The sequence below is a fragment of the Nocardia sp. NPDC024068 genome, from assembly GCF_040638875.1.
Classification (GTDB): domain Bacteria; phylum Actinomycetota; class Actinomycetes; order Mycobacteriales; family Mycobacteriaceae; genus Nocardia.
This window is the reverse complement of the sequence record NZ_JBEZYU010000018.1, coordinates 17,924-44,075: the sequence shown is the minus strand read 5'-3', so window position 1 is coordinate 44,075 and position 26,152 is coordinate 17,924. Positions and strand designations below refer to the sequence as shown.

General features: G+C 67.0%; 20 protein-coding genes. 12 read left to right on the top strand and 8 right to left on the bottom strand.

The window, feature by feature from the left end; translation table 11 throughout:
• Positions 1 to 141: 141 nt before the first annotated feature.
• Entirely contained in the window at positions 142 to 891 is a 750-nt protein-coding gene (locus tag AB0F41_RS16580; RefSeq protein WP_357424550.1) for a GntR family transcriptional regulator, read from the bottom strand.
• A 264-nt stretch (positions 892 to 1,155) separates the two neighbouring features.
• On the opposite strand from AB0F41_RS16580, the gene AB0F41_RS16575 reads away from it, so the two are divergent.
• The 4 genes from AB0F41_RS16575 to AB0F41_RS16560 are packed head-to-tail and all read left to right on the top strand — an operon-like array spanning position 1,156 to position 3,584.
• Entirely contained in the window at positions 1,156 to 1,896 is a 741-nt protein-coding gene (locus tag AB0F41_RS16575) for a hypothetical protein (RefSeq protein ID WP_357424548.1), read from the top strand.
• The gene (locus AB0F41_RS16570; protein WP_357424546.1) at positions 1,893 to 2,657 is read left to right on the top strand and encodes a hypothetical protein; all 765 of its coding nucleotides are present in this window, start codon (positions 1,893 to 1,895) and stop codon (positions 2,655 to 2,657) included. Before AB0F41_RS16575 ends, AB0F41_RS16570 begins: the two co-directional genes overlap by 4 nt.
• 30 nt (positions 2,658 to 2,687) lie before the next feature.
• Positions 2,688 to 3,299, top strand: coding sequence for a cytochrome c oxidase subunit 3 (locus AB0F41_RS16565; protein WP_357424544.1), 612 nt, complete (start codon positions 2,688 to 2,690; stop codon positions 3,297 to 3,299).
• A 6-nt stretch (positions 3,300 to 3,305) separates the two neighbouring features.
• Entirely contained in the window at positions 3,306 to 3,584 is a 279-nt protein-coding gene (locus tag AB0F41_RS16560; RefSeq protein WP_357424542.1) for a cytochrome C oxidase subunit IV family protein, read from the top strand.
• A gap of 16 nt (positions 3,585 to 3,600) precedes the next feature.
• Here the strand turns inward: AB0F41_RS16560 and AB0F41_RS16555 are convergent, their stop codons facing one another.
• Positions 3,601 to 3,999 (bottom strand): SSI family serine proteinase inhibitor, encoded by a 399-nt coding sequence (locus tag AB0F41_RS16555; protein ID WP_357424540.1) that lies wholly within the window; start codon positions 3,997 to 3,999, stop codon positions 3,601 to 3,603.
• Positions 4,000 to 4,267: 268 nt separating this feature from the next.
• Here AB0F41_RS16555 and AB0F41_RS16550 point away from each other — a divergent pair, with 268 nt between their 5' ends.
• The 5 genes from AB0F41_RS16550 to AB0F41_RS16530 all read left to right on the top strand — a co-directional run bounded on the left by AB0F41_RS16550 (position 4,268) and on the right by AB0F41_RS16530 (position 10,206).
• A complete protein-coding gene (locus tag AB0F41_RS16550; RefSeq protein WP_357424538.1) occupies positions 4,268 to 5,764 on the top strand; it encodes an alpha/beta hydrolase in 1,497 nt (498 codons plus the stop codon).
• 160 nt (positions 5,765 to 5,924) lie between these two features.
• A complete protein-coding gene (locus tag AB0F41_RS16545; protein WP_357424536.1) occupies positions 5,925 to 7,232 on the top strand; it encodes a sugar ABC transporter substrate-binding protein in 1,308 nt (435 codons plus the stop codon).
• Positions 7,233 to 7,303: 71 nt separating this feature from the next.
• Positions 7,304 to 8,182: a sugar ABC transporter permease gene (locus tag AB0F41_RS16540; protein WP_357424636.1), complete on the top strand. Its 879-nt coding sequence runs from the start codon at positions 7,304 to 7,306 to the stop codon at positions 8,180 to 8,182.
• A gap of 20 nt (positions 8,183 to 8,202) precedes the next feature.
• Positions 8,203 to 9,030 carry a carbohydrate ABC transporter permease gene (locus tag AB0F41_RS16535; protein WP_357424634.1) on the top strand — a complete coding sequence of 276 codons (828 nt, stop codon included), beginning with the start codon at positions 8,203 to 8,205 and terminating at the stop codon, positions 9,028 to 9,030.
• A gap of 108 nt (positions 9,031 to 9,138) precedes the next feature.
• The gene (locus AB0F41_RS16530) at positions 9,139 to 10,206 is read left to right on the top strand and encodes an acyl-CoA desaturase (RefSeq protein ID WP_357424534.1); all 1,068 of its coding nucleotides are present in this window, start codon (positions 9,139 to 9,141) and stop codon (positions 10,204 to 10,206) included.
• A 251-nt stretch (positions 10,207 to 10,457) separates the two neighbouring features.
• On the opposite strand, the gene AB0F41_RS16525 is transcribed toward AB0F41_RS16530, so the two are convergent.
• Positions 10,458 to 12,002 (bottom strand): acyl-CoA carboxylase subunit beta, encoded by a 1,545-nt coding sequence (locus AB0F41_RS16525; protein ID WP_357424532.1) that lies wholly within the window; start codon positions 12,000 to 12,002, stop codon positions 10,458 to 10,460.
• Between the two features lie 138 nt (positions 12,003 to 12,140).
• Here AB0F41_RS16525 and AB0F41_RS16520 point away from each other — a divergent pair, with 138 nt between their 5' ends.
• Entirely contained in the window at positions 12,141 to 12,377 is a 237-nt protein-coding gene (locus tag AB0F41_RS16520; protein ID WP_357424530.1) for a hypothetical protein, read from the top strand.
• A gap of 5 nt (positions 12,378 to 12,382) precedes the next feature.
• On the opposite strand, the gene AB0F41_RS16515 is transcribed toward AB0F41_RS16520, so the two are convergent.
• The 3 genes from AB0F41_RS16515 to AB0F41_RS16505 all read right to left on the bottom strand — a co-directional run bounded on the left by AB0F41_RS16515 (position 12,383) and on the right by AB0F41_RS16505 (position 15,004).
• Entirely contained in the window at positions 12,383 to 12,850 is a 468-nt protein-coding gene (locus tag AB0F41_RS16515) for a polyketide cyclase (protein ID WP_357424528.1), read from the bottom strand.
• 283 nt (positions 12,851 to 13,133) lie between these two features.
• Positions 13,134 to 13,541 (bottom strand): spore-associated protein A, encoded by a 408-nt coding sequence (locus AB0F41_RS16510; RefSeq protein ID WP_357424526.1) that lies wholly within the window; start codon positions 13,539 to 13,541, stop codon positions 13,134 to 13,136.
• A 128-nt stretch (positions 13,542 to 13,669) separates the two neighbouring features.
• Positions 13,670 to 15,004, bottom strand: coding sequence for a DUF2252 domain-containing protein (locus AB0F41_RS16505; RefSeq protein WP_357424524.1), 1,335 nt, complete (start codon positions 15,002 to 15,004; stop codon positions 13,670 to 13,672).
• A 266-nt stretch (positions 15,005 to 15,270) separates the two neighbouring features.
• Here AB0F41_RS16505 and AB0F41_RS16500 point away from each other — a divergent pair, with 266 nt between their 5' ends.
• Positions 15,271 to 17,181, top strand: coding sequence for a prolyl oligopeptidase family serine peptidase (locus tag AB0F41_RS16500; protein ID WP_357424522.1), 1,911 nt, complete (start codon positions 15,271 to 15,273; stop codon positions 17,179 to 17,181).
• Here AB0F41_RS16500 and AB0F41_RS16495 read toward each other — a convergent pair.
• Both AB0F41_RS16495 and AB0F41_RS16490 read right to left on the bottom strand, forming a co-directional pair.
• A complete protein-coding gene (locus AB0F41_RS16495) occupies positions 17,172 to 18,125 on the bottom strand; it encodes a hypothetical protein (protein ID WP_357424520.1) in 954 nt (317 codons plus the stop codon). The two genes, AB0F41_RS16500 and AB0F41_RS16495, sit on opposite strands and share 10 nt — an antisense overlap.
• Before the next feature lie 65 nt (positions 18,126 to 18,190).
• Positions 18,191 to 19,177, bottom strand: a complete 987-nt coding sequence (locus AB0F41_RS16490; RefSeq protein ID WP_357424518.1) for an HEXXH motif-containing putative peptide modification protein — start codon at positions 19,175 to 19,177, stop codon at positions 18,191 to 18,193.
• A 727-nt stretch (positions 19,178 to 19,904) separates the two neighbouring features.
• On the opposite strand from AB0F41_RS16490, the gene AB0F41_RS16485 reads away from it, so the two are divergent.
• Positions 19,905 to 25,868, top strand: a complete 5,964-nt coding sequence (locus tag AB0F41_RS16485; RefSeq protein ID WP_357424516.1) for a helix-turn-helix domain-containing protein — start codon at positions 19,905 to 19,907, stop codon at positions 25,866 to 25,868.
• Positions 25,869 to 26,152: the final 284 nt, after the last annotated feature.

Here is a 26,152-nt window from a genome sequence, read left to right as displayed (position 1 = left end):
ATCGGGCACCTTAAATACGGCTATTTGTATCATATGTACGTACAAATGCAGTATGAATGCATACATATGACGCGGCTGTCGGTGGCGAGACCGAGTGTGGACCCCGCGGTGGTGAGCCGGTGGGGCCCGGAGCGGGTGCCGTCAGCGGTTGCTGCGGCGCAGCGTCACCCGATAGGTGTAGTGCTCCGGCAGGAAGTAACTGACCGATAGATCGACGGCCCGGCCGGTGGTGTCCGAGTAGAGCCGATCGATACGGAGCATGGGATGGCCCGGTTCGCAGCCGAGCCCGGCCGCGACTTCGGTATCGGCGGCGGACACCGTGATCGATTGCGCCGCTTCGACGATCGGGCTGTCGAGGTGCGGTTCGAGCAACCCGATCACGGTATGGGAACTCGCCCCGCCGGCGCCCACCTCGGTGCGCCCGGCGATATGCCTGCCGATGTGCTCGGGGAGGTACACCGTGGTCAGCACGAACGGCACACCTTCGTGTATCCGGCGGAAGGCGACGGTGTAGACGATGTCGGTATCGAGGCGCAGCCTGCTGGCCGCGTCGATATCGGCACGGCGGTGTAGCGGTGTGAGGACCTCCATGGTCGTATCGGAGGACAGACTCATCAGATCCTCGATCGAGCCGTGATGACGCAGGTACTGGCCCTCGGATTCGGTGACGAAGGTGCCGCGGCCGGGTACGCGGTAGACCGTGCCGTCGGCGACGAGATCCTGGAAGGCGCGGCGCACCGTCTGCCGGCTGACCCGATATCGCTGGGCGAGTTCTGCTTCGGTGGGCAGTTTGCCGCCGTCGCGGTAGTCGCCGGCGGCGATACCCGCCCGCAGTTCCCGGGACACCACCTGATGCGCGGGTTCCGCGGCCCGTTCCCGGTCTGCCTTCATGCGCTCCTGCCCTCTGGATCTGGGGATGCTCCCGTCGCGGATATTTTCCACCCTCGCCCCGTCCGGAGGTCGGCGGCCGTGGTCTCCGCGCTGTTCCTCGACCTGCCGGGGCGGTAATCGGTTGCGCGGCAGAGCGGTCGGGGGTCGACAACGCCGGCCGTGTGACCTACTCTTCTATCTAGCCGATCGGCTAGGTCGAGTGTTTCACCCGATACCAGAGCAGTCACTCTGAATCCGATGCCGATACGAGTGAATCGAGGTGCGATGCAGACTCTTGCCGATTCCGGCCGGTCGAACTCCGGGGCCGATCTCGAGATCCAATCGATCTGCGTATGGACCGGGCCCGTGGCCGGTGTGATCCTCGCGATCGCGTTCGTGGCCTTTCCGGGTTTCTTCCCGCCGCTGTCCCCGCAGCTGCCGGCGGCGCAGGTGGCGGATTTCTATGCCGAGAACCAGCCTCTCATCCGGTTCAGCATGATCACTTTCAATCTCTGCGGAATCATGCTCATTCCGTTCTTCATGGTGATCGTGGCGCAGCTGAAACGGATGACCACGCAGAGCCATGTATTCGCCTACTGCTATCTGACCGCCACCGTCAGCGGTGCGACGATCTTCGCGCTGGCCGATATCTTCTACCTGGTGGCCGCTTTCCGGCCCGGCCGCGATCCCGAACTGATCCTGCTGCTCAACGATATGGCCTGGATAATCTTCATCGCGCCCGTGGGCGTATTGGTCGCGCAGAATCTGCTGCTGGCCGCGGCGGTGTATTTCGACAACGGGCCGCAGCGGGTATTCCCGCGCTGGGTAGGGCATTTCGCGGTCGCCACCGCGATCGCGATGGCCCCGGCCACTGCCGCGGCGGTCGTCACCAGTGGTCCGCTGGCCTGGGACGGCGCTCTCTCCTTCTGGTTGCGGGGCGGCGCGTTCGCGCTGTTCATCGCGGTGATGTTCGTGGTGCTGCGGCGCACCCTGCGCAGGCAGGCCGAGGAGGTGGCGGCGTTATGAGACTTCCGATGCCCGCTCCCGGCGCGGTGCCGGATCAGCGATCGCGCGATACCGTGGCACCGGCCGGTAAAAGAGATGTCTGGCTGTGTTTCGCGATCGTCCCGGCGTTCTACACCGCTTTCGGGTTGATCTTCGTATTGCTCGCCCGGGTCATGCCACCGCCGCGGCCGGATACCGATCCCGGGCAGATCGCCGAATTCTTCGACGCACATACCCTCACCATCAAAATCGGCTTCGCGATACTGCTGCTCATAGTCGGTGGCGCGGGAATATCGAACGGCATCGTCGTCTACCACATGAAGCGGATGTCGGTGGGTTCGGTGGGCGCCTACATCTATATGGGTGGTATGGCCGTCGGGGCGCTCCCCGGCTGCCTGCTGGTGGCGTTCTGTTTCCTGGTCGCGGTGTACCGCGACGACCGCGACCCCGAACTGCTCGCATTGCTCTACGACCTCGGCCTGCTCTCGTATGTGGGATCGCTCGGCTGTTTCGTGACCGCGTATTTCGGGTTCGCGCTCGCGATCTTCTACGACCGCAACGGGATCTTCCCCACCTGGCTGGGCTATGTGACGATCTGGCAGATCGTCACCGAGATCATGGCCGCGCCGGTATTCCTCTCCACCGCCGGGCCGTTCGCCTGGAACGGTTCGGTCTCGTTCTGGATGGGGACCGTCGTCTTCGGATTCTGGCTGATGTGTGTCATCACCTTTCTACGCAAGGCGGGGCAGTTACAGCCCGCCGGCGAACCGCCGCTGCCGTGAACCGCAGTACCTGTACGAGAGGTGTTCGCGATGACCGATACCGACCGCGCCGTAACCACCGATACCGGCCCCGACCGATCGGATGAGCGGGTTCGTCTCCCGCTGCCGGGCGACGGGCATATGTGGGTGATGGTGCTCGGCGACCTGCTGATCTTCGGTGCGTACTTCCTGATCTTCATGGTGCACCGCGCCCTGGCGCCGCGGGAATTCCTGGCCGCCCAGCAACATCTGAACCTCGACCTCGGCACCCTCAACACGCTGATCCTGCTGACCAGTTCGTGGTTCGTCGCCCGCAGTGTGCAGGCGGTCCGGGCGGGTGCGTTCGATCGCGGCCTGCGCCGGATCTACGCCGGGGCCGGGCTCGGTGTGGTGTTCATGGGCATCAAGGCCTGCGAATGGTCCGCCGAATCCGGTGCCGGCCATACGTTCTCGGCGAACGAGTTCTTCACCTTCTACTACATGCTCACCGGCGTCCACCTGTTCCACGTTGCGCTGGGTCTGCTGATCCTCGGGGTGGTGGTCCGGGAACTGCGGGATCCGCGGCGCCGGCGGATAACGGTGGCCGAATCCGGCGCCGTCTACTGGCATATGGTCGATCTGCTGTGGATCGTCATATTCGGCCTGCTCTACGTCATGAGGTGAATCGGCATGACCCGACCCGTCACCGTGCACGCCACCACCGTGGTGTGGCTGTTGCTGGCCGTCATCACGCTGCTGTCCTGGGCGCTGGCCCCGGGACACGGCCAATCGCAGGCGACCCCCAGTATTCCGATCACGCTGGCGGTCGTCGCGCTGGGGGCGCTGAAAGGCCGCCTCATCATCGGGTACTTCATGGAGGCGCGGACCGCGCCGCGCTGGCTGCGGATCGCCACCGATCTGTGGCTGGTCGTGCTGTGGGGCGCGGTGCTGGGAATCTACCTGTGGTAGCCGGCCACGACGCCGTTCAGAACTTGTAGACGTGCCGGGCGGCGTTCGCCAGCACACAACTGTTCGCGAACTCGCGCTGGTAGGACACCGGCCTACCGTCCCACACCCCCACCACCAGGAGAGAGACGGGTTCGTAGATCATCGGGCAGGCGGCGGGCTCGCCGGTGAGGGCGGCGAAATCACCTTGTGCGGCGGACAATTCGGTGCACGCGCCGACCGGGTCGGGATGAGATCCGGTCTGCTGCGGTGCGCACAGGAGGGTCGTGGTGCGGAACTCGGGCGGTCCGGAGCGTGTGACCGCCGACAGCGCCAGTGCCGAGATCGCGGCGGGAGGTTCCTGGGCCTGAGCCGGTACCGGCGCGAACCATATTGCGCAGCTGAGTACCGCGGCGGCGGTGCGACCGATCGACGGCATTTCCTGGCCTTTCTCGAATCTTCGACGGCAGTGGGAGTGCGCGGAGTCGTCGCCTGCGGTACTGGGTGGGACCCGCTCCCGTGTTCTCCGCTGTATCGACTGCGCAGCTCATAGCAGAGTAATCCCGTTCCGGGCCCTGGGCGGCGACTTCCCGGGGCCATTCCGTGACCCACGCCTCGCGGAGCTGCCTTGACTGTGCCGTGAGGGCACGGTGTGCAGTGGGAACCGGCAAGACCAACTGTGCGATCAGGCCGGGGAGTGGGAGATCATGAATCGAAAATGGACGATCGGGCGGCGCGTCACCCTGGTGACCGTGCTGGCCCTCGCCGCGGGGCTGACCGGGGTGTCGCCCACGGCCGCCCAACCGCCTGCCGAACCCGCGGCGCAGGTGCACTGGGGCGCGTGCCCCGCGGATGTCCCGAACGACCCGCCGGTGTTGCAGTGCGCGACCGTGCCGGTACCCCTCGACTACCGCGATCCCGGCGGCGCGCAGATCGAGATCATGATCTCCCGGCTGGCCGCGAAGAACCCGGATGAGCGGCGCGGGGTGCTGTTGCTGAACCCGGGTGGTCCGGGCGGGTCCGGGTTGGGGTTCGCCCAGCTCCTGGTTTCCCAGGGTATGCCGGAGAGCGTCCTGGACAGCTACGACCTGATCGGTATGGATACTCGCGGTATCGGGCATTCGGCGCCGGTGAGCTGCGGTTTCACCACCGATCAGCCGTATTACGGCAATATCCCGCCGCATGCGGCCGACGACGCGGCCGTCACCGAGCGGGCGGCGATCGTGAAAGGTGTCGCCGATCAGTGCGCGGCGAACGACCACGAGGGCCGGCTGCGCCATATGTCCACCGCGAACACCGCCCGCGACCTGGACCGGATCCGGGCCGCGCTCGGCGAGCGGAAAGCGAGCTTCCTCGGGTATTCCTACGGGACCGCGCTGGGCGCCGCGTACGCCTCGATGTTCCCGGAGAGTTCCGACCGGGTCGTGCTCGACAGCAATATCGGCGACACCTTCCTCGACCAGGACGGGATGCGCAGGTATGCCCGGGGAACGGAGGAGACCTTCCCGGACTTCGCGAAATGGGCGGCCGAACGGCACGACACCTACGGCCTGGGCCGCACACCGGACGAGGTCCGCGACACCTACTTCACCCTCGCCGGGAAACTCGACCGGACCCCGGTGGACGGGATCGACGGCAGTATCTTCCGGCTGGCCAGTTTCGTGACTCTCTACAGTCCGAGGTCCTACGAGCAGGCCGCGCAGCAGTGGCAGTCGCTGCTCGCCGCCGGGCCGCCCCCGCCGAATCCGCCGGTGGACCCGCCGGCGCCCTCGCCGGGCGATAGCCCCTGGTCGATATTTCTCGCGGTGACCTGCAACGACGTCGAATGGCCCGAGGATGTCCGGAGCTATCAGCGGGCCGTCGCGCAGGACCGTGAAACGTACCCGCTGTACGGGTCGTCCGCCGCCAACATCATGCCCTGCGCCTACTGGCAGCCGCCGCTCGAGCCGCCGGTGGCGATCTCCGAGGACGGGCCCGGCGTCCTCATCGTGCAGAACCGGCGCGACCCGGTCACACCCCTGCGCGGCGGGGAGTTGCTCGACGAGAAGTTCGGTGAGAGGTCCCGGCTGGTGCGGGTGGACGCGAGCGGGCACGGGGCCTACATCCTGGGCGACAACCCCTGTGCGATGGATGTCACCACGCGCTACCTGGTCGACGGCACGATGCCGGAGCGGGATGTGTCCTGCCCGGCGGCCGGTGCTTGAGAACCGGGTCGTGACGCCGCGATTCGCCGCCCGCCGGGTGGCCGCCGGGCGAGCGACATGCCCGGGTGATGCGGCATCGGGGCTGCTGTGACGGCATTCCTGCGATACTCGATTCGGTCTCGATACCGGGTGTGCCGTCACAGAGGGAATTCGGGTCACCATGCGATTGGCGCGACGGGCGTTTCTGCGCGGTGTGGGTGCCGCCGGCGCATCTCTCGCGGCCTCGGCGGTGACTGGTTGTGGTGGTGACGAGGACGCCCTGACCTTCTTCTTCCAGGCCAACCCGGAAGAGTCCGAGGGGCGGATGCGGGTCATCGCCGAGTTCGCCCGCAGGTATCCCGATATCCGGATCCGCACGGTGCTTTCGGGACCGGACCCGATACAGCAGATGTCGACCTTCTGCGCGGGCGGAAAATGCCCGGATGTGCTGATGGCCTGGGAACAGACCTATGCCGGTCTCGCCGACCGCGGCGTCCTGCTCGACCTGAATACGTTGCTCGCCCGGGATCCGGCCTTCGCGGGTGTCCTGGAATCCGAGAGCGTCGCGGCACTCTACGACACGTTCGCCCTGGACGGCGGACAGTACGCGTTGCCCGAACAGTGGTCGGGGAACTTCCTCTTCGTCAACAGGGAAATCTTCGCCCGAGCCGGACTGACGCCGCCCCGACGCTGGGACGACGCCTGGAGTTTCGCCGAATTCCTCGATATCACCCGCGCGCTCACCGTCCGCGACCGCACCGGTCGGGTGACCCGGTGGGGTTTCGTCGACACCTGGGTTCCCTACTATTCGGCCGGGCTGTTCGGGATGAACAACGGCGCCGAATGGATGAGCCCGCGAACTCGCCCGGCCCGCTGCCATTTCGCGGACGACGCGTTCCTCGAGGGGGTTCGGTTCTACGCGGATCTGGCCATCGAACACCGGGTGGCGCCGGCCCCGGACAACCAGCAGTCGATCTCGGCGATGGACTTGTTCTCCCGGGGTGAGGCGGCGCTGGCCATGGGCGGTCATTGGCGTTACCGGACCTTCGCCGATACCGGCGATATCGACATCGATATCACGGCATTGCCCGCGGGCCCGCGGGGCTCGGGTGCCCGCTCGAATATCGGCGCCACCGGTTTGGCGATCGCCGCCGACAGCCCACGGCGCGAACAGGCCTGGGAGTTCGTGAAGTTCGCCGCCGGGCCGGTCGGTCAGGCCATCATCGCCGAAACCGGGCTGTTCGTTCCGGTGCTGCGGTCGGCGGTGCGTTCCGCCGGATTCGCCGCGGCCCACCGGCAGGTGGGCAACCTCGGCATCCTCACCGAGGGACCGGCCAACTCCGGTCCACTCCCGGTCACCCCCGAATGGGCGCGGATCGACGCGCTGATGGATCGCAATATCGGCCCGGTGCTGCGGGGCGCGCGGCCGGCGACCTCGCTGCAGGACAGTCTCGCTCCCGATACCGATGAGGTGCTGCGCAACCGATGACCGTCACCGGAGAGCCCGTCGTCGACAAGACCCCCGCCCCGGCGCCCGCCGGCCGGCCGCGACGAACCGATCTGGCCAAGCGGCAGTCCCGGGCCGCCCGTCTGTTCGTCGCGCCCAACCTGCTCGCGGTGGCGGTGTTCATGCTGTTCCCGCTGGGTTTCTCGCTGTACCTGAGCTTCCAGCGGTGGGATATGTTCGGCCCGGTGCGATTCACCGGAACGGATAACTTCCGCCGGCTGTTCACCGGAGATCCGCTGTTCCCGATCGCGGTGCGCAACACCGTGCTCTTCACCGCCGGAAGTCTGGTGCCGACGGTGGCGATCAGTCTCGTGATCGCCGCGACGCTGAACCGGAGAGTCCGGGGAATCGGCCTCTTCCGGACGGTGCTGCTGCTGCCGCTGGCGGTGTCGAGTGTGGTGATGGCCGTGGTGTGGCGATTCGCCTTCGACACCAACAACGGCCTGGTGAACATCATGCTCGGCTGGGCCGGTATCGGGCCCGTGCCCTGGCTGGTCGACCCGGATTGGGCGATGGTTTCGCTGTGCCTGGTCAGTATCTGGCGCAGTATTCCGTTCGCCACCGTCGTGCTGCTCGCGGCCATGCAGGGCGTCCCGGAAAACCTCTACGAGGCGGCGAAAATCGATGGGGCCGGCGATGTTCAGCGATTCCTGCGGATCACCCTGCCGCTGATCCGGGGCGCGCTGTCGTTCGTCTTCGTGGTCTCGATCATCAACACGGTGCAGGCGTTCGATCAGGTCTATGCCCTCACCGGCGGTAACGGCGGCCCGGAAACCGGCACCTACATCTTCGGCATCATGATCTTCCAGAATGCCTTCGCCTTCGGTGATATCGGGTACGCGTCCGCTATCGCGTGGGTGATTTTCGTAATCCTGCTGGTGCTCACCGTGGTGCAACTCCGGTTCGCGCGCCGGGACGAGGATCTGCGATGACGCCCGCTCCGGCCCGGCGAATGAATCGGCGCGGCCTCGTTCGCGCGGCCGCGCTCTACGCCGCGCTCATCGCGATGGGATGGTGTGCGCTGTTCCCGATTCTGTGGGCGCTGTCGGGTTCGCTGAAGAAGGAATCGGAGGTCACCTCACCGGCGCTGATACCGGCGGATCCGCAATGGTCGAACTATGGCGAGGTGTTCGAACTGATGCCGTTCGGGCGGATGTTCGTCAATACCGTCGTCTATGCCGCCTGCGTGACGGCGGGTCAGGTCTTCTTCTGCTCACTGGCCGGGTACGCGTTCGCCCGGCTGCGGTTCCCCGGGCGGGACGTGCTGTTCGTGGCCTACCTGGCCACCCTGATGGTGCCGCTGACCGTCACCGTCATTCCGCAGTTCGTGCTGATGCGCGTTTTCGGCTGGACGGATACCCCGTGGGCGCTGATCCTGCCCGGCCTGTTCGGCAGCGCTTTCGGCACCTACCTGATGCGGCAGTTCTTCCGCACCTTGCCCGCCGAACTCGAGGAAGCGGCCATCCTCGACGGTTGTTCGCCCTGGCAGATCTATTGGCGCGTACTGCTGCCCAACGCCCGGCCCGCCGTGATGGTGCTGGGTGTCCTCACCTGGGTCGGTGTCTGGAACGACTTCCTGTGGCCGTTGGTGATGATCCAGCGCCAGGACATCTCCACGGTCACCCTCGGCCTCGTCTGGATGCAGGGGCAGTATGTTTCGAAGTGGCCGGTGCTCATGGCGGCGTCGATGCTCATCCTGCTGCCGATGCTGATCGTGTACGCCTTCGCGCAGAAGGCATTCACCCGCGGGATCGCCGTATCCGGTTTCGGCGGACGGTAGCGGTGGCCCCGGCCGGCGGCGTGGACCTCCGGTATCACCCCCCAGTGCTACTCCGAGCCGTACCACGGGATTACCCGCAACGAGACTTCCGGCCATAGTCTCGCTTTCATGACGATATCGGCCCTGGCCCCAGAGGCGAAGCCACGATCACCGCGACGCCGTGCCGAAGGAGATTACGCCCGTCTGCTGCGCCGGATCTCCGCCGCGGGACTGATGGACCGGCGTCCGGTCTACTACGCGGTCCGGCTGACCCTGGTCGGGATCGCCTTCGCGGCCGCCTGGGTGGCGTTCGCCCTGGTCGGCGACTCGTGGTGGACCCTTGCGATCGCGGCGGTCATGGCCGTGACCTGCGCCCAGGTCGCACTCGTCATGCACGACGTCGCGCATCGCCAGGTCTTCCGGCTGCGGCGGCCGACGGAGATCGTGGGCCGGATCGCCGGTAACGCGGGTATCGGGCTCGGCTACGGCTGGTGGCAGGACAAGCACACCCGGCATCACGCCAATCCGAATCACGAGGAACTCGATCCCGACGTCGCGCCCGATATTCTCGTCTGGTCACAACGGCAGGCGCGGGCGAGCCGTGGCCTGACCCGGGTGATCGGGCGGGCGCAGGCGTTCCTGTTCTTCCCCCTGCTGATGCTCGAGGGCCTGAACCTGCATCTGGCCGGTGTCCGCGCGCTCCGCAATCGGTCGGTCAAACACCGGGCGCTGGAGGGCTCGCTGCTCTTCGCCCATTTCGCGGGCTATCTGGCCGCGCTGTTCGTGGTGCTGCCCGCCGATAAGGCCGTCGCGTTCCTGGTTGTGCACCAGGCGCTGTTCGGCCTGTACATGGGCTGCATATTCGCGCCGAACCACAAGGGCATGCCGACCCGCACCGGCGACGACCGCCCCGACTATCTGCGCCGGCAGGTGCTGACCTCACGCAACGTGCGCGGCGGCGTCCTCACCGACTTCGCGCTCGGCGGCCTGAACTACCAGATCGAGCACCATTTGTTCCCCAATATGCCGACCCCGAACCTGCGGCACGCCCAGGTGATCGTCCGCGAATACTGCGCGGAGATCGGCGTGCCGTATCACGAGACCGGACTGCTCGCCTCGTACGGCGAGGCACTGCGACATCTGCACCGTGCGGGAGCGCCGCTGCGCAGCGGCGCCGGAGAACCCCGAACCGCCTGAGACCCCCCCGAACAGAGCAGTCCCCGGTAGTCTGCGTCGATTTCGGGAGCTTCAGTCGTCGCTGATGGCTCCGGTCTTCGACTGACTTGCCGGGGGCCTGGCCGGATCTCTCGAGAACGCCACCACGCCTGTCGGAACGTCTTCTTCGGGCGAATCACATTCTCCGGTTTTCCGGTGTAAGTCCAGTCTCCTCCTGATCGGGGATCAGTCAATACCCCGGGCCAAGGTTGGGGCAGGTGTTGACCCTGTTCTCAGAGTGGCAGCAGATGGTGTTTGCGCGGGTAGCGGATGACCTTCTTGTCGCGAAGCAGCGCCAGGGCCCGCCGGAGCTCCAGGCGGGTAGCCGACGGCTCGATCACGCTGTCGATATAGCCGCGCTCGGCCGCGATCCACGGGGTCGCGACGGTGGCGTTGTAGAAGTCGATCATCTGCTTGCGGAGTTCGGCGCGCTGATCCTCGGGGGTGGCGTCGAGGACCTTGCGCTGGGTCAGTCCGACCGCGCTCTCGGCACCCATGACCGCGATGCGGGCGGTGGGCCAGGCCAGGTAGACATCGCAGCCGAGGGCTTTCGCGCCCATCACGGCCCATCCGCCGCCGTAGGCCTTGCGGATCACCACCGTGACCTTGGGTACGGTGGCCTCCACATAGGCGAACAGGAACCGCCCGCCGCGCTTGATGACGCCCACCTTCTCCTGCTCCACCCCGGGCAGGAAGCCGGGAGTGTCGACCACCAGCACCAGCGGGATCTCGAACGCGTTGCAGATATGGATGAAATGCGCGGCCTTGTCGCCGGCCTTGGCGTCGAGCGCGCCCGCCAGCACCGTCGGCTGGTTGGCGACCACGCCCACCGGCCGGCCGTCGACGCGGGCGAATCCGGTGATCAGGTTCTTGGTGGCCGCCGCGCCGATCTCGTGGAACTCGCCGTCGTCGAAGATCCGCAGCAGCACATCGTGCATATCGTAGACAGCGTTATCCGAGTCCGGGACCAGCGTGTCCAGGGTCAGATCCGATTCGGTGACCTGCGGTTCCAGGCCGGCGTTCACGATCGGCGGGAGTTCGACCGCGCTGGAGGGCAGGTAGCTCAGGTAGTTGCGGACCCATGCGAACGCTGCCGCCTCGTCCTCGGCGACGTGGTGGATATTGCCGTAGGCGGCCTGGTTGTAGGCGCCGCCCAGCTCCTCCATATCCACCTTCTCGCCGATGGCGTCCTCGATGATCTTGGGGCCGGTGACGAACATATGGGCGCTCTCGGTGGCCACCACGACATCGGTGCAGATCGGCTGGTACACCGCACCCGCCGCGCAGTTGCCCAGAATGAGCGACACCATCGGCACCGCGCCCGACAGCGGTTCCATCATGGTCGCCAGTTCGCCGTACCAGCGCAGCGAGGTGACGGCCTCCTGGACGCGCGCGCCGCCGGAGTCGTTGATACCGATCAGCGGGCAGCCCATCTTGCCCGCCAATGCCATGATCGCGGCGACCTTGCGCCCGAACATCTCCCCGATGGTGCCGCCGTACACGGTCTGATCATGGGAGAACACGGCAACCGGCCGGCCGTCGACCAGCCCGCGTCCGGTGACCACGCCGTCACCGTAGAGAGCGTCCTTGTCGGCCGGGTTGCGCACGAGCGCACCGATTTCGACGAAGGTACCCGGGTCCAGCAGCATATCGATGCGGTCGCGGGCCGACGGTATGCCTTTGCGCGCGCGTTTTGCGGCTCCCGCCTCGCCGGCCGGTTCCTGTGCGATCTCGAGTTTCTTGCGCAGGTCGGCAAGTTTTTCGGCGGTAGAACTCATCTATGACATCCAGGTTGATCAGCGGGAACACGCCGCACCGTGATCGGGGGCGGTTGATACCGTACCCGGACTCACGGCCGTGCGGGTTTGTGAGCTCTCACCGATCCCGGTCCGGCACATTCGGCGGATGGTGCGCCGTTGCGGCAGTGGGAATCAGCGCAGCGACGCACTCGCTGCGGGCAGCTCGTCGAGGGCGGCCAGGATGTACCCGGCGAGCTCGCCGCGGACGCACCCGGTGGTGCCAGGCATGCCGAGGATACGATCGCGCGGACGGTGATCGCGCTGTACAACCGGGCGCAGCTGCGTGTGGTGCAGCGCCTGAACATCCGTCTCGCGCGGCTGCCGCCCGGCTCCCCGGCTTCCGCGCCGGAGTGAATCGGCTACTTGTTCTCCACGGTCCGGGCCAGGATGCCGAGCGTGGCCCGCAGCCCGGATTCGGGGATGATCGGGAAGATGCCCGCCTCGCGGTAGGGCTGCGCGATCCGGCTCCAGTCGTAGTACGACGTCACCAGGGTGCCGGTCTCGCTGGGTTCCAGGCGGTAGCCGTAGAGGTGTTCGATCGGCGGCTGGATCGTCCCGGAGATCGTCCACTCGATACGGGCGTTCGGTTCGAAGGCGGTGATGATCACCGTGACGTCGTATTTCCCCATGGGGAAATCGTTGAGCGATTCGCGGTCCATATGGACGACGAATTCGTCTCCGACGGCCGTGACGTCGGCACCTTCCGCGGACTGCAGCATGCCCGAGCTGTCGATCGCCACATGTCCGGCGGGCGAGCACAGCAGGGCGAATATCTCACTGGGTTCTGCCGCGATCTCACGCCGGACGTCGAACCGCTCTTCACTCATGAGATCCACCCTCGCACAGTCCTCGTACGGCCGGGTGTAGCGGCCGGAGCCGGCCGGGTCTGCACGGATCGGCCCCGCCGGCCGGCGGGGCCGAGGCGGTGTCAGCTACTGCCGAACAGCGGAATGCCGGCGCCGGTCACCTCCACGGTGCCCACTTCGGTGTCCGCGTTCTCGGCCCAGCACACCCCCCGGGTCATTGGTGTTGGTCACTTTTGCGTAGACACCTCCTCCGTTCTCCGCGGTGAACTCGGCGGCGGGTGGTTGCAAGGCGTTCTGTCCCGGCCTACTTGCCGCAGTGCACGTCGTACTCCACGTACTGATCGTCTTCGATGTATCCGCCCCAGTTGATGCATTTGCCCTTGGCGGGCAGGTACACCGGACCGGCGAATTCGGTGAACTCGCCTTCCTGCTGGTTCAGCTCTTTCTTCCCGTTGGAAAGCTGCACTCCGGCGCCCATCTGCTTCCGCGCGCCCGGGTCGTTGCGGACCGTGACCACGCAGTTCTGCTCACCGTTGTAGGTGAGGAAAACCGTGCCACCCTTGACGTCGTGCGAGTTGATCACGTCGTATCCGGCGCCGCACTGGCCGCCATAGGACGCGGCGGAGGCGGTGGCCGGAAAGAACGCCGCCCCCGCGGCGGCGATGCCGAACGCGCATACCGACGCGGCAACGGTCTTCTTGGCAAAAATCATGCGGAGTCCCTCTCGTAAAGCCGTACTACGCGTAATTTTGTACCACTTAGAAGAGTGCTCTTTGTTCCCAGATGTGGTGAAGAACGGTGATTCGGTTCTCTGAGGTGGGGGAGCCGACCGAGCCGCTGTCAGTCGCCCGGTGCCGCGCGTTCGAGGCCGGGGATCTCGCCATTGCGGAAGGCGTCGACGAAGAGTTCGTGATCCGCGCGGGTGCGGCGGGCATAGGACTGGCCGAAATCCACCATATCGCGGACGAATTCCTCCTCACCGGAGCCGATGGCCGCGACGATCGCCTCCTCACTCTGGAATTCGACGAGCGTCTGATCGGAATCGGCATCGGAGACACAGTGCATACCCGCGGTGGCCTGGCCGAGGTACTCGACGACCGGCCGCATCTCGTTCGGCTCGGTGAGATCGGACCAGTCGAGGTCGCTGACGTAGGGCGAGAGTTCGGAAACGATATAGCCCGCCCCGCCGATCTCGGTGTAGCCGAGCCACGGGTCGGCGTGTGCCTGTAGTGCGCGCTGGGAGACGGCGGTGCGGTGGCCGTGATGCCGGAAGTAGTTCCGGATCCGCTCGTCCTGCACGATCCGGCTGGGCGCGGCCACGTTCCCCTGCTTCATGGAGAGGATGACATCGTTCTCCAGCGCCTCGGTCTGGCCCTCCACGAGAATGTTGTAGGCGGGCAGGCCCGCCGAACCGATCCCGAATCCGCTGCGGCCCACGATATCTTTCACGTCGTAGGTGATGCTCCGGAACCGCTTGTGCTCCGGGATCGTGTCGAGGTACCGGGTGAAAGCCTGCAACACCAGCGCGTGCTCGTCCTCGCCGAGGCGCCGGACGCCTTTGCCGGGACGGAACCTGCGCTCGTAGTTCTCGACGACCGTCGTGCTCGCCAACAGGGAAATACGGGTGTTCATCCGGGCGTCGAGCAGCACATCGTGCACCGGGCCCTCGGTATTGCGCAGATGCAGTTTGAAATCCTGTTCGGCACGCGAGCCGTTGTGGAACGCGCGCACCATGTCCACATAGGAGCGCACGTAGGTTTCGATCAACATCTCGATATCGGCGTCCGACACTGCCTTACGGCGGGCCAGCAGCGCCACACTCGCGCAGAACCGTTTGATATCCCACGTGAACGAGCCCAGGTAGGCCTCGTCGAAATCATTGACATCGAAGACGAATTGGCCTGCGGAATCCATATAGGTGCCGAAGTTCTCGGCATGCAGATCGGCCTGGATCCAGATCCTGCTGGTGCGTTCATCTGCCCACCGGTCCTCCGCGGTGGCCATATCGTTGTAGAACAGGCACGCCGATCCGCGATAGAAGGCGAACGGGTTGTCTGCCATCTTGCGGAATTTCTTCCGGAACGCGGCCGGGTCCTCGGTGATCATGTCACCGAAGGCGACGGTGAAGACCTCGACGATCTCGGCCATGCGGTCGTGCGGACTCTGCTCGCTCATGCCGTCGTGTGTACCCACGGTTCGGGCCGGTCCTCTCGTCGTCGCTGCCGCTGTGCCGGCTGCGCTGTGCCGCCGCCGGCCGACTACGCTGCACCTCCGCGGTGCGGACCGCGCGGCCCTGGGTTCGATCGTGCCAGAACCGTCCCCCGGACGTCGGCACGCACCGGATCTTCGAGGGTGGCGGCCACGCTTGAGTGTGCCGCGACGGCACAGTGTTCGATCGAGGGCGTAATCGTTCCCGGAGCCCAGCGGAGTGGAGAATGACCATGACCGGAGGACCGAGCGGCCGGCGACCGGCCCTGATCGATCTCGAAACGTTCTTCGCCGACCCGCAGTTCGCGAACCCGTCGATCTCACCGGACGGCACCCGCATCGCCTATCTGGCCCCGCACCGGGGCCGCCGCAACGTCTGGGTCCGCGATATCGAGCGGACCCACGACGAGGCCGTCCCCGTCACTCATGACACCCGTCGCGGGATCACCACCTACCACTGGACCGACGACCCCCGGTGGCTGCTCTACCTCCAGGACACCGACGGTAACGAGGACTGGCATCTGTACCGGGTCGACCTCGACGACCCGTCCGCACCCGCCGTAGACCTCACCCCGATGGACCCGGGTTCGCGCGTGGTCGGCGCCGACCCGCTACCGTCCGTGCCCGGCAGCGTGCTGGTCACGATGAACCGGCGGCCGACGTTATTCGACACCTTCCGGATCGACGTCGCCACCGGCGAAACGACCCTGCATCGTGAACAGGACGACCCGACCGCCACCGTCCTGCTCGACCGCCGTGGTGAGCCGGTCTTCCGGACCGCGCTCGCCGCGGACGGCACGGTCGAGATCTCCGCGATCGACCCCGGCGCCGGGCAGGTGCGGCTGCTGCGCCGCCTCGGCGGTGCCGAACATCCGATGGGTGTGCATCCCCAGGAGGTCACCGCCGACGGGAAGGGCCTCCTCGTCGGGTCCTATCAGGACGGCGACGATCTGCGGCTGGTCCGCATCGACCACGCGACGGGCGAGGAGACCGTCGTCGCCGCCGTCGACGGTCACGACCTCGATATCAGCGGCACGATGCTGCCGGGTGTGCTGCCGCCACCGGTCTACACCTGCCGGCGCACCGGCGAGGTCTTCGCCGCCCGCTTCGTCGCCGACCGACCGCATCTCGAGGTCCTCGACCCGCACTTCGCCGAAATCCACGACCAGCTGGCGAAACTCTCCGACGGCGTGCTCGGCACCCTGTCGTGCGACGATTCCGGACAGCGCTGGCTCGCCACCTTCGTCCACGACCGCGACCCCGGTGTCACCTGGTTCTACGACCACACCACCGGCGCGGCCCGGTTGCTGTTCCGCGCCTACCCGGACCGGGATCCGGATGCCATGGCCCCCATGGAACCCGTCGGTTTCCCGGCCCGCGACGGGCTGCCGCTGCATGCCTTCCTCACTCTGCCGGTCGGCGTCGAGCCGCGGAACCTGCCACTGGTACTGGTGGTGCACGGCGGGCCCTGGTATCACGACTCGTGGGGGTACAGCCCCGACGCGCAGTTCCTCGCCAACCGGGGTTACGCGGTGCTGCAGGTCAACTTCCGTGGTTCGCTGGGCTACGGAAAACGTCACGTCACCGCCGCGATCGGCGAGTTCGCCCGGGCGATGCACGACGATCTGATCGACGCCGTCGACTGGGCCGTCGGCCGCGGTTACGCCGACCCCGGCCGCATCGGCATCTACGGCGGCTCCTACGGCGGGTACGCCGCACTCGTCGGTATCACCGTCACCCCGGACCGTTTCGCGGCCGCCGTCGACTATGTCGGCATCTCCGACCTCGCCAACTTCCTGCGCACCCTGCCGCCGTTCGTCCGGGCCTTCAACGTCAACAACTGGTACAGCTACGTCGGCGACCCCGAGATCCCCGAGCAGGAGGCCGATATGCTGACCCGCTCACCGATCACCATGGTCGACCGGATCCGCACCCCGCTGCTCGTCGCCCAGGGCGCCAACGATGTCCGCGTCGTACAGGCCGAATCCGACAATATCGTCGCCCGGTTGCGCGATCGCGGTGTCCCGGTCGAATACCTGGTCGCCGCGGACGAGGGGCACGGTTTCGAGAACCCGGAGAACCGGATCATGCTGTACCGCGCCATCGAGCGGCATTTCGCCCGGCACCTCGGCGGTCAGTCGTAGGACTCGGACACCGGCAGATAGGTGGGCCGCTCACCCGGGCGGATGATCGGCCCACCCCAGGCCGCGCCGGTGATCATTTCCTCGCGCTGGATCTCGGCGAGTCGCTCCGCGGACCAGTCGGCGCCGTCCCGCGAATATCCCATCGCCTGCAGACTTCTGCTGAAATCTCCCGCTTCCACTGCTTTCAGCTTGTCGAGCAGCGGGGAGTCCAGCGGTTGATTCAGGTTGTCCGCGGCGAAGCCCGAGACGATGATGTTCCCGTTCTCGAACGGCACCCGCTCCTGCATGATGAGTTCGTTATCGGTCGCGGCTATCTTTCCCCGTGGGTGCACCAGTGCCAGGGCATTATCCGGTGTCCGGTCGCCATGGGCCATGATGTAGTCGAAGGCGCCGATCTCCTGACCGTCCGGACTCCTGGTGTCCCGGGACCCGCCTCGATTCAGGACGTATTCCTGGAATGAGCCCTTCCCCAGCTGCCCGGCAAAAGTCCTGGTGGGCGGTACCACGCTCAACCCCAGTAAGAGGCTCGCCTCGTAGGCGCGCGCTTCGTTCTCGGTGTACTTGGGGTTCTCGCGCCATTTGTAGATTCCGACCGGAGCACTGTCGTATGCGACGAGGAAAGCGTTATGGCGCAACTCGGTGAATCTCAGCTGCTCGATCGGGGGCAGGTTGTGGATTCCGACCGGCCGGGTGGGATCGAATACCGGTGCTGTCTCCGGATCCTTTGCTCGCACCGCGACACCGCTCACCTGGCCGGACAGCGTCCGGCTGCCCTTCCCCTCCATATCGTCGACCACCTCGTCCAGCCCGTGCAGGATCCGGGCACTGGAACGCGTATCGCTCGACAGTGCCGAGGCGGCTCTACCGAGGTGCCAGGTCAGTGTGTCCGGAAGAACCTGACAGGTTCGGATGAGTTTCGAAGGGCCGAACACCTTGTATCGCACCGCCTTACAAACTCTGCGTCCACCGCGCGTGACCGCGGTGATTCTGTGTTGCCGCGTCACGACGCTCAGAGCGCGGCACGTAGGTCGGTGAAGAATTCGTGGCCGATGGTCGTCCAGCGTCCGTGTTCGGCGAGGGTTGCCAGCCCGACCGCGAGGTCCTCGGCGAACCGGCTCGCCCGCTGCCGCAAGAGATCTCGTTCCTGAGCGGTGGCCGGGTGGTAGCGGCGCATCGCCTCCGCGAGCCGGGCTGCGACCAGCGTTGCGTGTAATACCCGGGTGAGTGGGCGGGCCACGGACCGGAACGGAGAAGGGGCGCGCAGGGATCCGTTGGTGAGCAACTTGTCCAGCGCCATCCGCGCTATCAGCTCCAGGTGGGTGGCTTCGTGCACGAGGAGTTCGTAGAGCACTACGGGCCGGGCGAGGTCGGCCCGGATGAACACGGCCCCGTAGGTCTGGGTCAGGGTGGCCGATGCGGAGCCGTGCGCCGAGCCCGTCGTCCAGCGGATCTCCCGCACCAGAGTTTCGGTGACACGACTCATTTCCGGCCAGGTGCCGGCCAGGTGGGTGAGCGCGTTCCCTACTGCCTCGAGAGTCGCCGCGGCGGGCGTGACCGCTTCCAGTTCGACCGCGAGACCGTCGTTGCGTCGCTGATCGTCGACGAATCCGGCCAGCGCGTATTCCACCCATGGGGGCGGGTTGTCGCCGGAGGTCGACGGATCGAGCGGGGGCGGTGGACCGGCCACGATCTGCTCGAGCTGCGCCACCGCCCGCTGGGCCGTAGCGTGCCGGCGCCGCTCGTCGGCCAAACCCACGAAGTGGGCGTGGGCGAGTTCCGGTGTGGTCCAGCCGGTATCGGTCAGCGCGGGTAAGAGGGCCTCGATCCGGGTGACCTGCTGTCGATCCACCGGGTGGAAGAGTGCGGCGCAGGTGCCGGCCACCCGCTGGTTCAGTGCCGTGCTGTAAAGGCGCAGAAAGGCCCGTCCTCCGTCCGGCGGTGGGATCCGGCGGCCGAGGTCACCGTCGAGTGGAGTTGCCGCCGGACGGAGTGTCATATCGGTTTCCGATCAGGTCTTCGTATCAGCGGGCGCCGGTCTCGTGGGCGCCTTCTTCATCGACGATGCCGCCGTAGATATTACTGAATCCGTCGATATCGTCGAGGGACAGATCGACATTCACTGACTTATCGAACATGACATGGCTCCTGAATTATTGTGCGAAGGACGTTGCCAGTCTAGGGCGCCCGAGCTGCAAATATGTTGTCCGCCTCACCATTCCTGGTGACAGCGCTACATTGTGTGCAAAGTGCACAATGCCTTTCTCTTGTTATGTTCTTCCGGCATATTGTCCGGTGTCGAATCGGTGGCTAGAATCGAATGGCGGCGACCGCGGATCGCATGAATCGTTGCTGAATTCGTCCCACGGGAAGTGCGGGAAGTGTCATCTGTGATCGAAATTTCGACCGATGATATTCAATCGAGAATTATCCCGTACCGCGCCACCGTCGAAGTCCATGGCGATCGCCGGGCGCTGTCCGCGTCGCAGACCCGGTACGGCGCCGAGTGTTCCCATCCTCTGCCTGCCGCACGCGGGCGCTCACTCCCTCCCCGGTTCGCGCCTATCCGGCGGTGGGGAGTGGCGCCCGGTACCACTATGGCCGCCGATACGCGCCGGTCCGAGTTCTCGTGAAGGGCGCGGTGGCAGGTCTCCCGGTGGACGTCGGATGGGGGCCGGGACCGAAACGTAGGTCGATGTGCCGGCGGTCGTATCGAGGTGGGTTGGATGGTCGCGTTTCCGGACGGGTTCCCGCTGGCGTTGTGTGAGCAGGTGATGGGGCCGTGTCCGCGAGGTGATGCGGGCGAGATGTGGTCCGGAGCGGCGGCGTGGTCGGCGGCAGGGGAGGCGTGCCGGGCCGAGGCGGATCGGCTGGAGGCGGTGGCGGCGTCGGTGCCGGCGAGGTTCGGCGGTGCGGCGGGTGCGGAGCTGCAGCGGCTGTTGGCGGGATCGGCGGCAGAGAAGCATCGGCAGGCCGACTTCTGCGGGAGTTTGGCCGCACAGTGCGATGAGGCGGCGCTGGCGACCGACCTGGGTCAGACGACGTGGCGGTGGATGGCGTTGGTGCTGGTGGCCGAGTTGGTGGCGGATATGTTCCTGGCGGGGGGCGCACCGGTGGCGGCGGCGGCGCACCGGGCGGCGGCGCGAGCCGGGTGGCGGCTGGCGTTGACGCGGTTGGTGGAGCTGTTGACCTTGTCGGGGCAGCGGTTCTCGGGGTCGCGGGTGGCGCTGCCCCTGGGTGCCGGGGTGCTGGGTGCGGGGCTCGGTGGCGGGATCACCTGGGGTGCGCAGGTGTGGCAGCAGGGTCAGGGGCGGCGTGCCGAGATCGATTGGCAGTCGGTCGCGATCGCGGCCGGCGGCGGCCTCGCGGGTGGTGTGGCGAGTGCCGGGGCGCTCTCTCTGCGGCCGGTGAACGCCGTGCTGGCGCGGTTGCACCGAGCCGGTTCGGGGGCGGGGACCGCGGGCGCGGTGCTGTTCGCGGGCGGGGTGTCGGGTGCCGCGGGCGGCGCGGGCGGCGCGGTGGGCGCGGCAGGAGTGGCGAGCGCGTACGCGGGGTCGTGGGCGGCGCCGCGGGAGACCGAGGTGTGGACGAGCATGGTCAACGGTGTGCTGGAAGGGCTGATTTCCGGTGGGGCGCATACTGTGCACGCTTACCGCGACGCATCGGCTCCGCGAATCACACCGCCCGGCCCCGCCGGGCAGACCCCCGGCGATATCGAAGCCGTGGCTCGCGGGCTGATCGACGCCGGAAACCACGCGCGTACCGCGGTCACGGACGCAGTCGCCGGACTACTCGATACTCGTGTATCGAAGGGGTCCACCGGTATCGAGCAGGTGATCGCGGCGGATGCCTCGTTCGCAGTCCGCCGCGACGGTTCCTACGGCGACCGGACGGGTATCGGCTCCGGCCTCCACCCCGCGCCGGCTGCCCCCTCGGCGTTCGGCGCAGGCCCGCGGGACCCGGGTCCCGCCACGCCCGCCGCGACCCCGCCCGCTCCAGAACCCGCACCTCAGGCCGCGACGGTCTCGGGGGCCACGGTCACACCGATCGGCCGGATTCCGGGCGTCGCGGCGGACATCCCGGCCATCGTCGGTGCACCGGGGACAACCGATACACCGGCAACCGCCGCCGAGACCGATCGGGCCGGCGCGTCGCCCACCAGCACCAGACCGGGGCTTCCCGAAACAGCGTCCGCGCACACCGGTCCCGTGTTCGACCCGCAGACCACCCGCAGGACTTCGACAACTGTCGACCTCTTCGTCCATCGAGGGGACACGCCCTGGTCGCGCGAGCAGATCTCCGCACCCGCCCCGGTCGAGCCACCGCCGGCCGGGCACACCACGCCGTCCTGGCCCGCGCGCGCAGCGGGCCTGCCCTTCGAGGCCGTAACCCGCGCACCGGCTTATGTCGGGACCGTGCCGGCTGCTCCGATCCTGTCCGAGTTCGCCGCCCCTCCCGGCCGCCGTGGCGTAGCCATGCTCGGCAGCGCCGCGTCCGTCGCACGCGCCCCGCTCGCCCGCGGATCCACCGCAACCAGCACGGTGATCGTGGCATCTCCCACCGCACCACCCGCCGGCAGCCGGCCGACCCCCGAACCGCGCGGGACCGTGACTCCGCCGGCCGGCGACGCGCCGCCGCGCAGCGAATCCGAAGTCGTGGTCGGGAAGCCACCCACTACGACCGGCACTGGTGCCACCCGCGCTCCCGGCGCCGGTGGTGCGGGTGGCGGCCGCGACGCGTCCGGTGGCAACGGCGGCGGTCGCGCTGGGTCCGGCGGTGGTGGCGGCCCCGACGGTTCCGGTGCCGATGGTGACGACCATCCAGGGGCGGGCGAAACCGTGCGGCGAACGGTCACCGCGATTCTGGGCACTCCCGTCGATGCGAACTGGTCATCCCTGACACCACCTGCGGTCGGTGCGAAACTACTGGGCACGCTGGAGGCGATCACACGCCGCGAAGACTTCCGGATTTTCGGGTTCGATCGCGGTGTCGTCCCGGAAGTGGCGCAGCAGTTCGCAGTCGCGACAGTGGAATTGGTCCGGCAGTTCCCGCTCACGGTGCGCGGTGTCGGCATCGCAGCCCTGGACTCCGGCCGTCTCGCGATGGTCGGGGATTACGTGGATCCGCATACCGGTATCCGGCACCCGGACATGTTGATCCTCGATCACCGGCACGCCGCTGACGCGCAACTGTTCGCGTCAGCGCTGGTGGCCGGCGTCGCCGATGATGTGTACTCGCCGACCGCACTCCGAGAGCCCGTGTTCCACGTCGTGGCCCATGCATTCGGCCGTGCGCTTTACGACGGCAGCATGCTGGCGACCTCATGGCGGGCCCGGGCATACCTGCGCAATCTCGCCGAGAACGACTTCGTCCACGCCCGCTGGTTGAACCGTTACAGCCCGTCCGGCTCCGGCGAGAGCGATAACGATCTGGGGGAGGGGCTGGGCGAAGCTTTCGCCGTTCACGTGGTCCACGGTGCGAAGGAGGACTCCCCGCCGGAACCGGTGCGGAAGCTGTACGACCTGCTGACCCGATCGGCCGGGAGATCCTCCGCGCAGGCAGCCGGTCCGACCGAGTCGGGCGAACTCGCCGGCACGGCCGGATCCCGGCGGCCGGACACCGGACCGGTGGTGCCACCGGACCGGCCGGCCGTCACCCCGTCGACCGGCTCTGCCGCGCAGCATGGGGGGCACGAAGACCGGAGACACCTGCTGGCGACCCCGTTGGAGGGCGCTGAACAGCAGCGTTCATATCGGAAGGACGACTATGCGCGCATGTGGGAACGGGAGATCGGCCGCACGCTCACCCGGCGCGAGTTGACGATTCTCGAATCCGGCTGTGTCGGGGTGGTGCGCCTGCGCCTGGGGTCGCATATGATCCGGCCGCCGCTGAACCTTGCCTTCTACGACCATGCGGCCCACCTGGCGAACCATGAGGTGGAAAGAGTTCTGGCCCCGGCAGAGGTGAACAGGAAGCTTGCGGGGATATCCGAAGAATATCGGAGCGAACTCGAGGACGCCCGGTCCCGGCTCCGGGTCGAGGGTGGCGCACGCACCTTCGAGCGAGTCGCGGCGTATGCGGAGAGATTCAATGCGATTCTCGCCCGGAACCCCGACGACTCACAGGAATTCCTGCGGCTGGTCCAAGCGGACGAAGTCCTCGCGAAATTACGTGATGTGGGAAAACACCTGCCGGGCGGCAACCCATCCGGGTGGGAGGCCGTCATATTCTCGAAGCAGTACTGGTCGGGTCAGGCTCCGGCGATCGATGCGGGCGGCAACCCGGTGCGGGACCGGCACGGTCGACAAGTCTTCGAAGTGCGGGCCGATCCCGACGGTGAGCAATTCGTGCCGGACCCGGAAACCGGTCAGGTGACGATGGCGGTCGATACCTTGTTGCCGAAACCCGGCTACGGCAACTACAACTTCGCCTGGTATGACTCGCGGACCGGAAGCTGGTGGTACGCCAACCATATGGAGCATCCGGATCCGGCCGGCCGCGCCGCCGATCCGATGATCGTCTACCAGAGCAGTCCGGCGAAGTTCTTCGCCGGCTGGCCGGACTACGACAGTCAGGTCCTGTGCATCGGATTCGTCGAGCGCACGCAACCACCACCTACCGCGCTCGAGGCGGTCAGCGGGACCACCGAGCATCCGGGCCAGGATCTGAGGGCTCTGCGTGCGGCGTCCGGTCTCACTCAGACCGAGATGGCGAAGCGGGCCGGTATGAGCCAGCAATCCATCAACCGTTACGAGAGCGGATCGGCCCCCGCCCCGGTGCATGTGGTCGAGGCATACCGGCGTGCGGCTGTGGAGGCCGGCCCCTCACGCGCCCGCGATATCGCGGTGAGCGTAGTGCACCTCGACAACAGAGAACTCGGCGCGCGTCTCGGCCGGCTGCGCACTACGGCCGGGCTCACGCAGACCGAGATGGCGGTGCGGGCCGGAACATATCAAGATGCTGTGTCGAGGTTCGAGCGGGGAGCACGGAGACCGCCGGCCGAGGTCATCGCGGCATATCTCGATCTGTTGGACGACACCCATACCATGTCCGAGGTGCTCGGGTCGCGGACCGGCGCCGCCCCGGCCGAGCGAATCGGTGACCGATCCTCTGACGGTCGCCGGCTTCTCGGCGCGGAGCTACGTGGTCTCCGCCGGCACCGCGGTCTCACCCAAGCGGAGCTCGCCGACCGTCTCGGCGTCGACCGGTCGACGATCAGCACGTGGGAGACCGGATTGTCCCGACCCTCGCCTCATGCCCTGCGGGCGTTGATCGACAAAGCGGCAATACCGGCCGAGACGGTGAACACCCTGTACCGACAGCACTATCCGGATACCGCGCACGGGCCGCTCATCCCCCGGGTCGAGGATCCTCGCGCCTATGCCGGCTCTCCGGCGGGTCTGGGGCGCTGGTTCCGTGATGTCCGCGAGTGGTGCGGAGCCACCCCGGAGGGCTTCGCGCGACTGGCCGGAACCACCGCCGAAACCATTTCCGAGCGGGAAGCCGGCAGGCGTCAGCCGTCGGTAGAGGAACTGCGGACCTTCCTCGGCAAGATCGTGCCCCTCACACCGTCCGGCACGCGCGATACACCAGTGCTGCCGACCGATCTCCTGGCCCGTATGTGCGCACACTTTCCGACCCTGGAGCCGCATGTCGACGCGCCCGATACCTACCTCGAATGGGCCGGTTGGCTCCGCGGTCTACGCGCCCGGTCCGGAACGAGCCAGCTGGATTTCGCGCGGCTCCTCGGGGTCGGGAAAGGCACGGTATGGGCATGGGAGATCGGCAGGTACCACCCTCGGTTACAGAACCTGCGAACGCTTCGGGATGCCACGGGTATGTCCAGCGGGACCCTCCGCGCCGCTATGGAACATTTTTCCGGGGATTCATCGGCAGACCACCGCGATCCACCCGAGTGGGAGCAGAAGTTCTGGGATCTGATCGCAACCCGGCCCGGCTCCGGCGAGGAGCGGCGACTGCTGCACGAAATCACTGAAACCTATCCGTACACCATCTATTCGACAAAGCTCGTCACCCTGCCGGAGTTCATCCGGTCCAACATTCCGCGGCGGACCGATCCCGCTCGGTGCGACGACCTCGCCCAGCAGATGCACTTGGCGATATGGCGGGCAGCGGCCAACCATGATCCATTGCTCGGGCCGTTCGAACGGCATGCTGCGGCCACGGCCCATGCCACTGCCTTGCGCGCTTATCACGAGGACGAATACCCGCACCTCGACAGGAGGACACGCGACGCAGTAGTTGCGGTTGCCGCGTACCTCCGGCGTCATTCGAGGTCATCGAATGACGGTTTCGGTGAATCCGAGATAGCGGAGGAAACAGGGCTCGATCCGGATCGTGTTCACGAAGCCCTGCAAATTCTGCGGCGCGGGCCGGTCGTATACACGGACTCGCCCCCGCGCGAGCACTATCCCGGATACCAACTCGCTGATTCATCGGCCCACGCGGACACCACAGACTTGCGTGTGACCGTGCGGGAGGCTCTCTCGGCTGCGCACAGCCGGCCCGATCTGGCGGAGGAGTTGGTGGTGCGATGCTTCCTGGACAACCAGCCGATAGCGGAAGCGGCCGTAGAACTCGGTCTCGAACGGGTCGTGGCGCAGGACATTCTCGACGAGTCCGTGCTGATTCTCCGAGAGGCCCTGGCCGCTGGCCGGGATACGCCGTGAGTTGGACAATCGCCGCCCGCAAGGCATTACGGAGCCCGCGGCGGTCGCTGGCCATGCCCTCGACTATGCGAGCGGTCACCTCGCGGGTCGGCACGCCGAGCCGTACCCCCGTCGGCTCGCAGCGGAAACCGGGAAAAACCATAGCGACTGGATGCTCGAACTCAGTTGGCGGGAACGAGGCTGCGGAGCCGATCCGGGCGCTCCACCATCTGCTGGACACACTGTCCAACGACCAGGAAGCGGACGTCGGATTCCCCCGGGGTTCGAACCGGAGTCAGGACGTG

What these genes read in the sequence shown, in the direction of transcription:
- AB0F41_RS16580 (WP_357424550.1), bottom strand. Translation starts at nt 891, where the DNA reads ATGAAGGCAGACCGGGAACGGGCCGCGGAACCCGCGCATCAGGTGGTG.
- AB0F41_RS16575 (WP_357424548.1), top strand. Translation starts at nt 1,156, where the DNA reads ATGCAGACTCTTGCCGATTCCGGCCGGTCGAACTCCGGGGCCGATCTC.
- AB0F41_RS16570 (WP_357424546.1), top strand. Translation starts at nt 1,893, where the DNA reads ATGAGACTTCCGATGCCCGCTCCCGGCGCGGTGCCGGATCAGCGATCG.
- AB0F41_RS16565 (WP_357424544.1), top strand. Translation starts at nt 2,688, where the DNA reads ATGACCGATACCGACCGCGCCGTAACCACCGATACCGGCCCCGACCGA.
- AB0F41_RS16560 (WP_357424542.1), top strand. Translation starts at nt 3,306, where the DNA reads ATGACCCGACCCGTCACCGTGCACGCCACCACCGTGGTGTGGCTGTTG.
- AB0F41_RS16555 (WP_357424540.1), bottom strand. Translation starts at nt 3,999, where the DNA reads ATGCCGTCGATCGGTCGCACCGCCGCCGCGGTACTCAGCTGCGCAATA.
- AB0F41_RS16550 (WP_357424538.1), top strand. Translation starts at nt 4,268, where the DNA reads ATGAATCGAAAATGGACGATCGGGCGGCGCGTCACCCTGGTGACCGTG.
- AB0F41_RS16545 (WP_357424536.1), top strand. Translation starts at nt 5,925, where the DNA reads ATGCGATTGGCGCGACGGGCGTTTCTGCGCGGTGTGGGTGCCGCCGGC.
- AB0F41_RS16535 (WP_357424634.1), top strand. Translation starts at nt 8,203, where the DNA reads ATGAATCGGCGCGGCCTCGTTCGCGCGGCCGCGCTCTACGCCGCGCTC.
- AB0F41_RS16530 (WP_357424534.1), top strand. Translation starts at nt 9,139, where the DNA reads ATGACGATATCGGCCCTGGCCCCAGAGGCGAAGCCACGATCACCGCGA.
- AB0F41_RS16525 (WP_357424532.1), bottom strand. Translation starts at nt 12,002, where the DNA reads ATGAGTTCTACCGCCGAAAAACTTGCCGACCTGCGCAAGAAACTCGAG.
- AB0F41_RS16515 (WP_357424528.1), bottom strand. Translation starts at nt 12,850, where the DNA reads ATGAGTGAAGAGCGGTTCGACGTCCGGCGTGAGATCGCGGCAGAACCC.
- AB0F41_RS16510 (WP_357424526.1), bottom strand. Translation starts at nt 13,541, where the DNA reads ATGATTTTTGCCAAGAAGACCGTTGCCGCGTCGGTATGCGCGTTCGGC.
- AB0F41_RS16505 (WP_357424524.1), bottom strand. Translation starts at nt 15,004, where the DNA reads ATGAGCGAGCAGAGTCCGCACGACCGCATGGCCGAGATCGTCGAGGTC.
- AB0F41_RS16500 (WP_357424522.1), top strand. Translation starts at nt 15,271, where the DNA reads ATGACCGGAGGACCGAGCGGCCGGCGACCGGCCCTGATCGATCTCGAA.
- AB0F41_RS16490 (WP_357424518.1), bottom strand. Translation starts at nt 19,177, where the DNA reads ATGACACTCCGTCCGGCGGCAACTCCACTCGACGGTGACCTCGGCCGC.
- AB0F41_RS16485 (WP_357424516.1), top strand. Translation starts at nt 19,905, where the DNA reads ATGGTCGCGTTTCCGGACGGGTTCCCGCTGGCGTTGTGTGAGCAGGTG.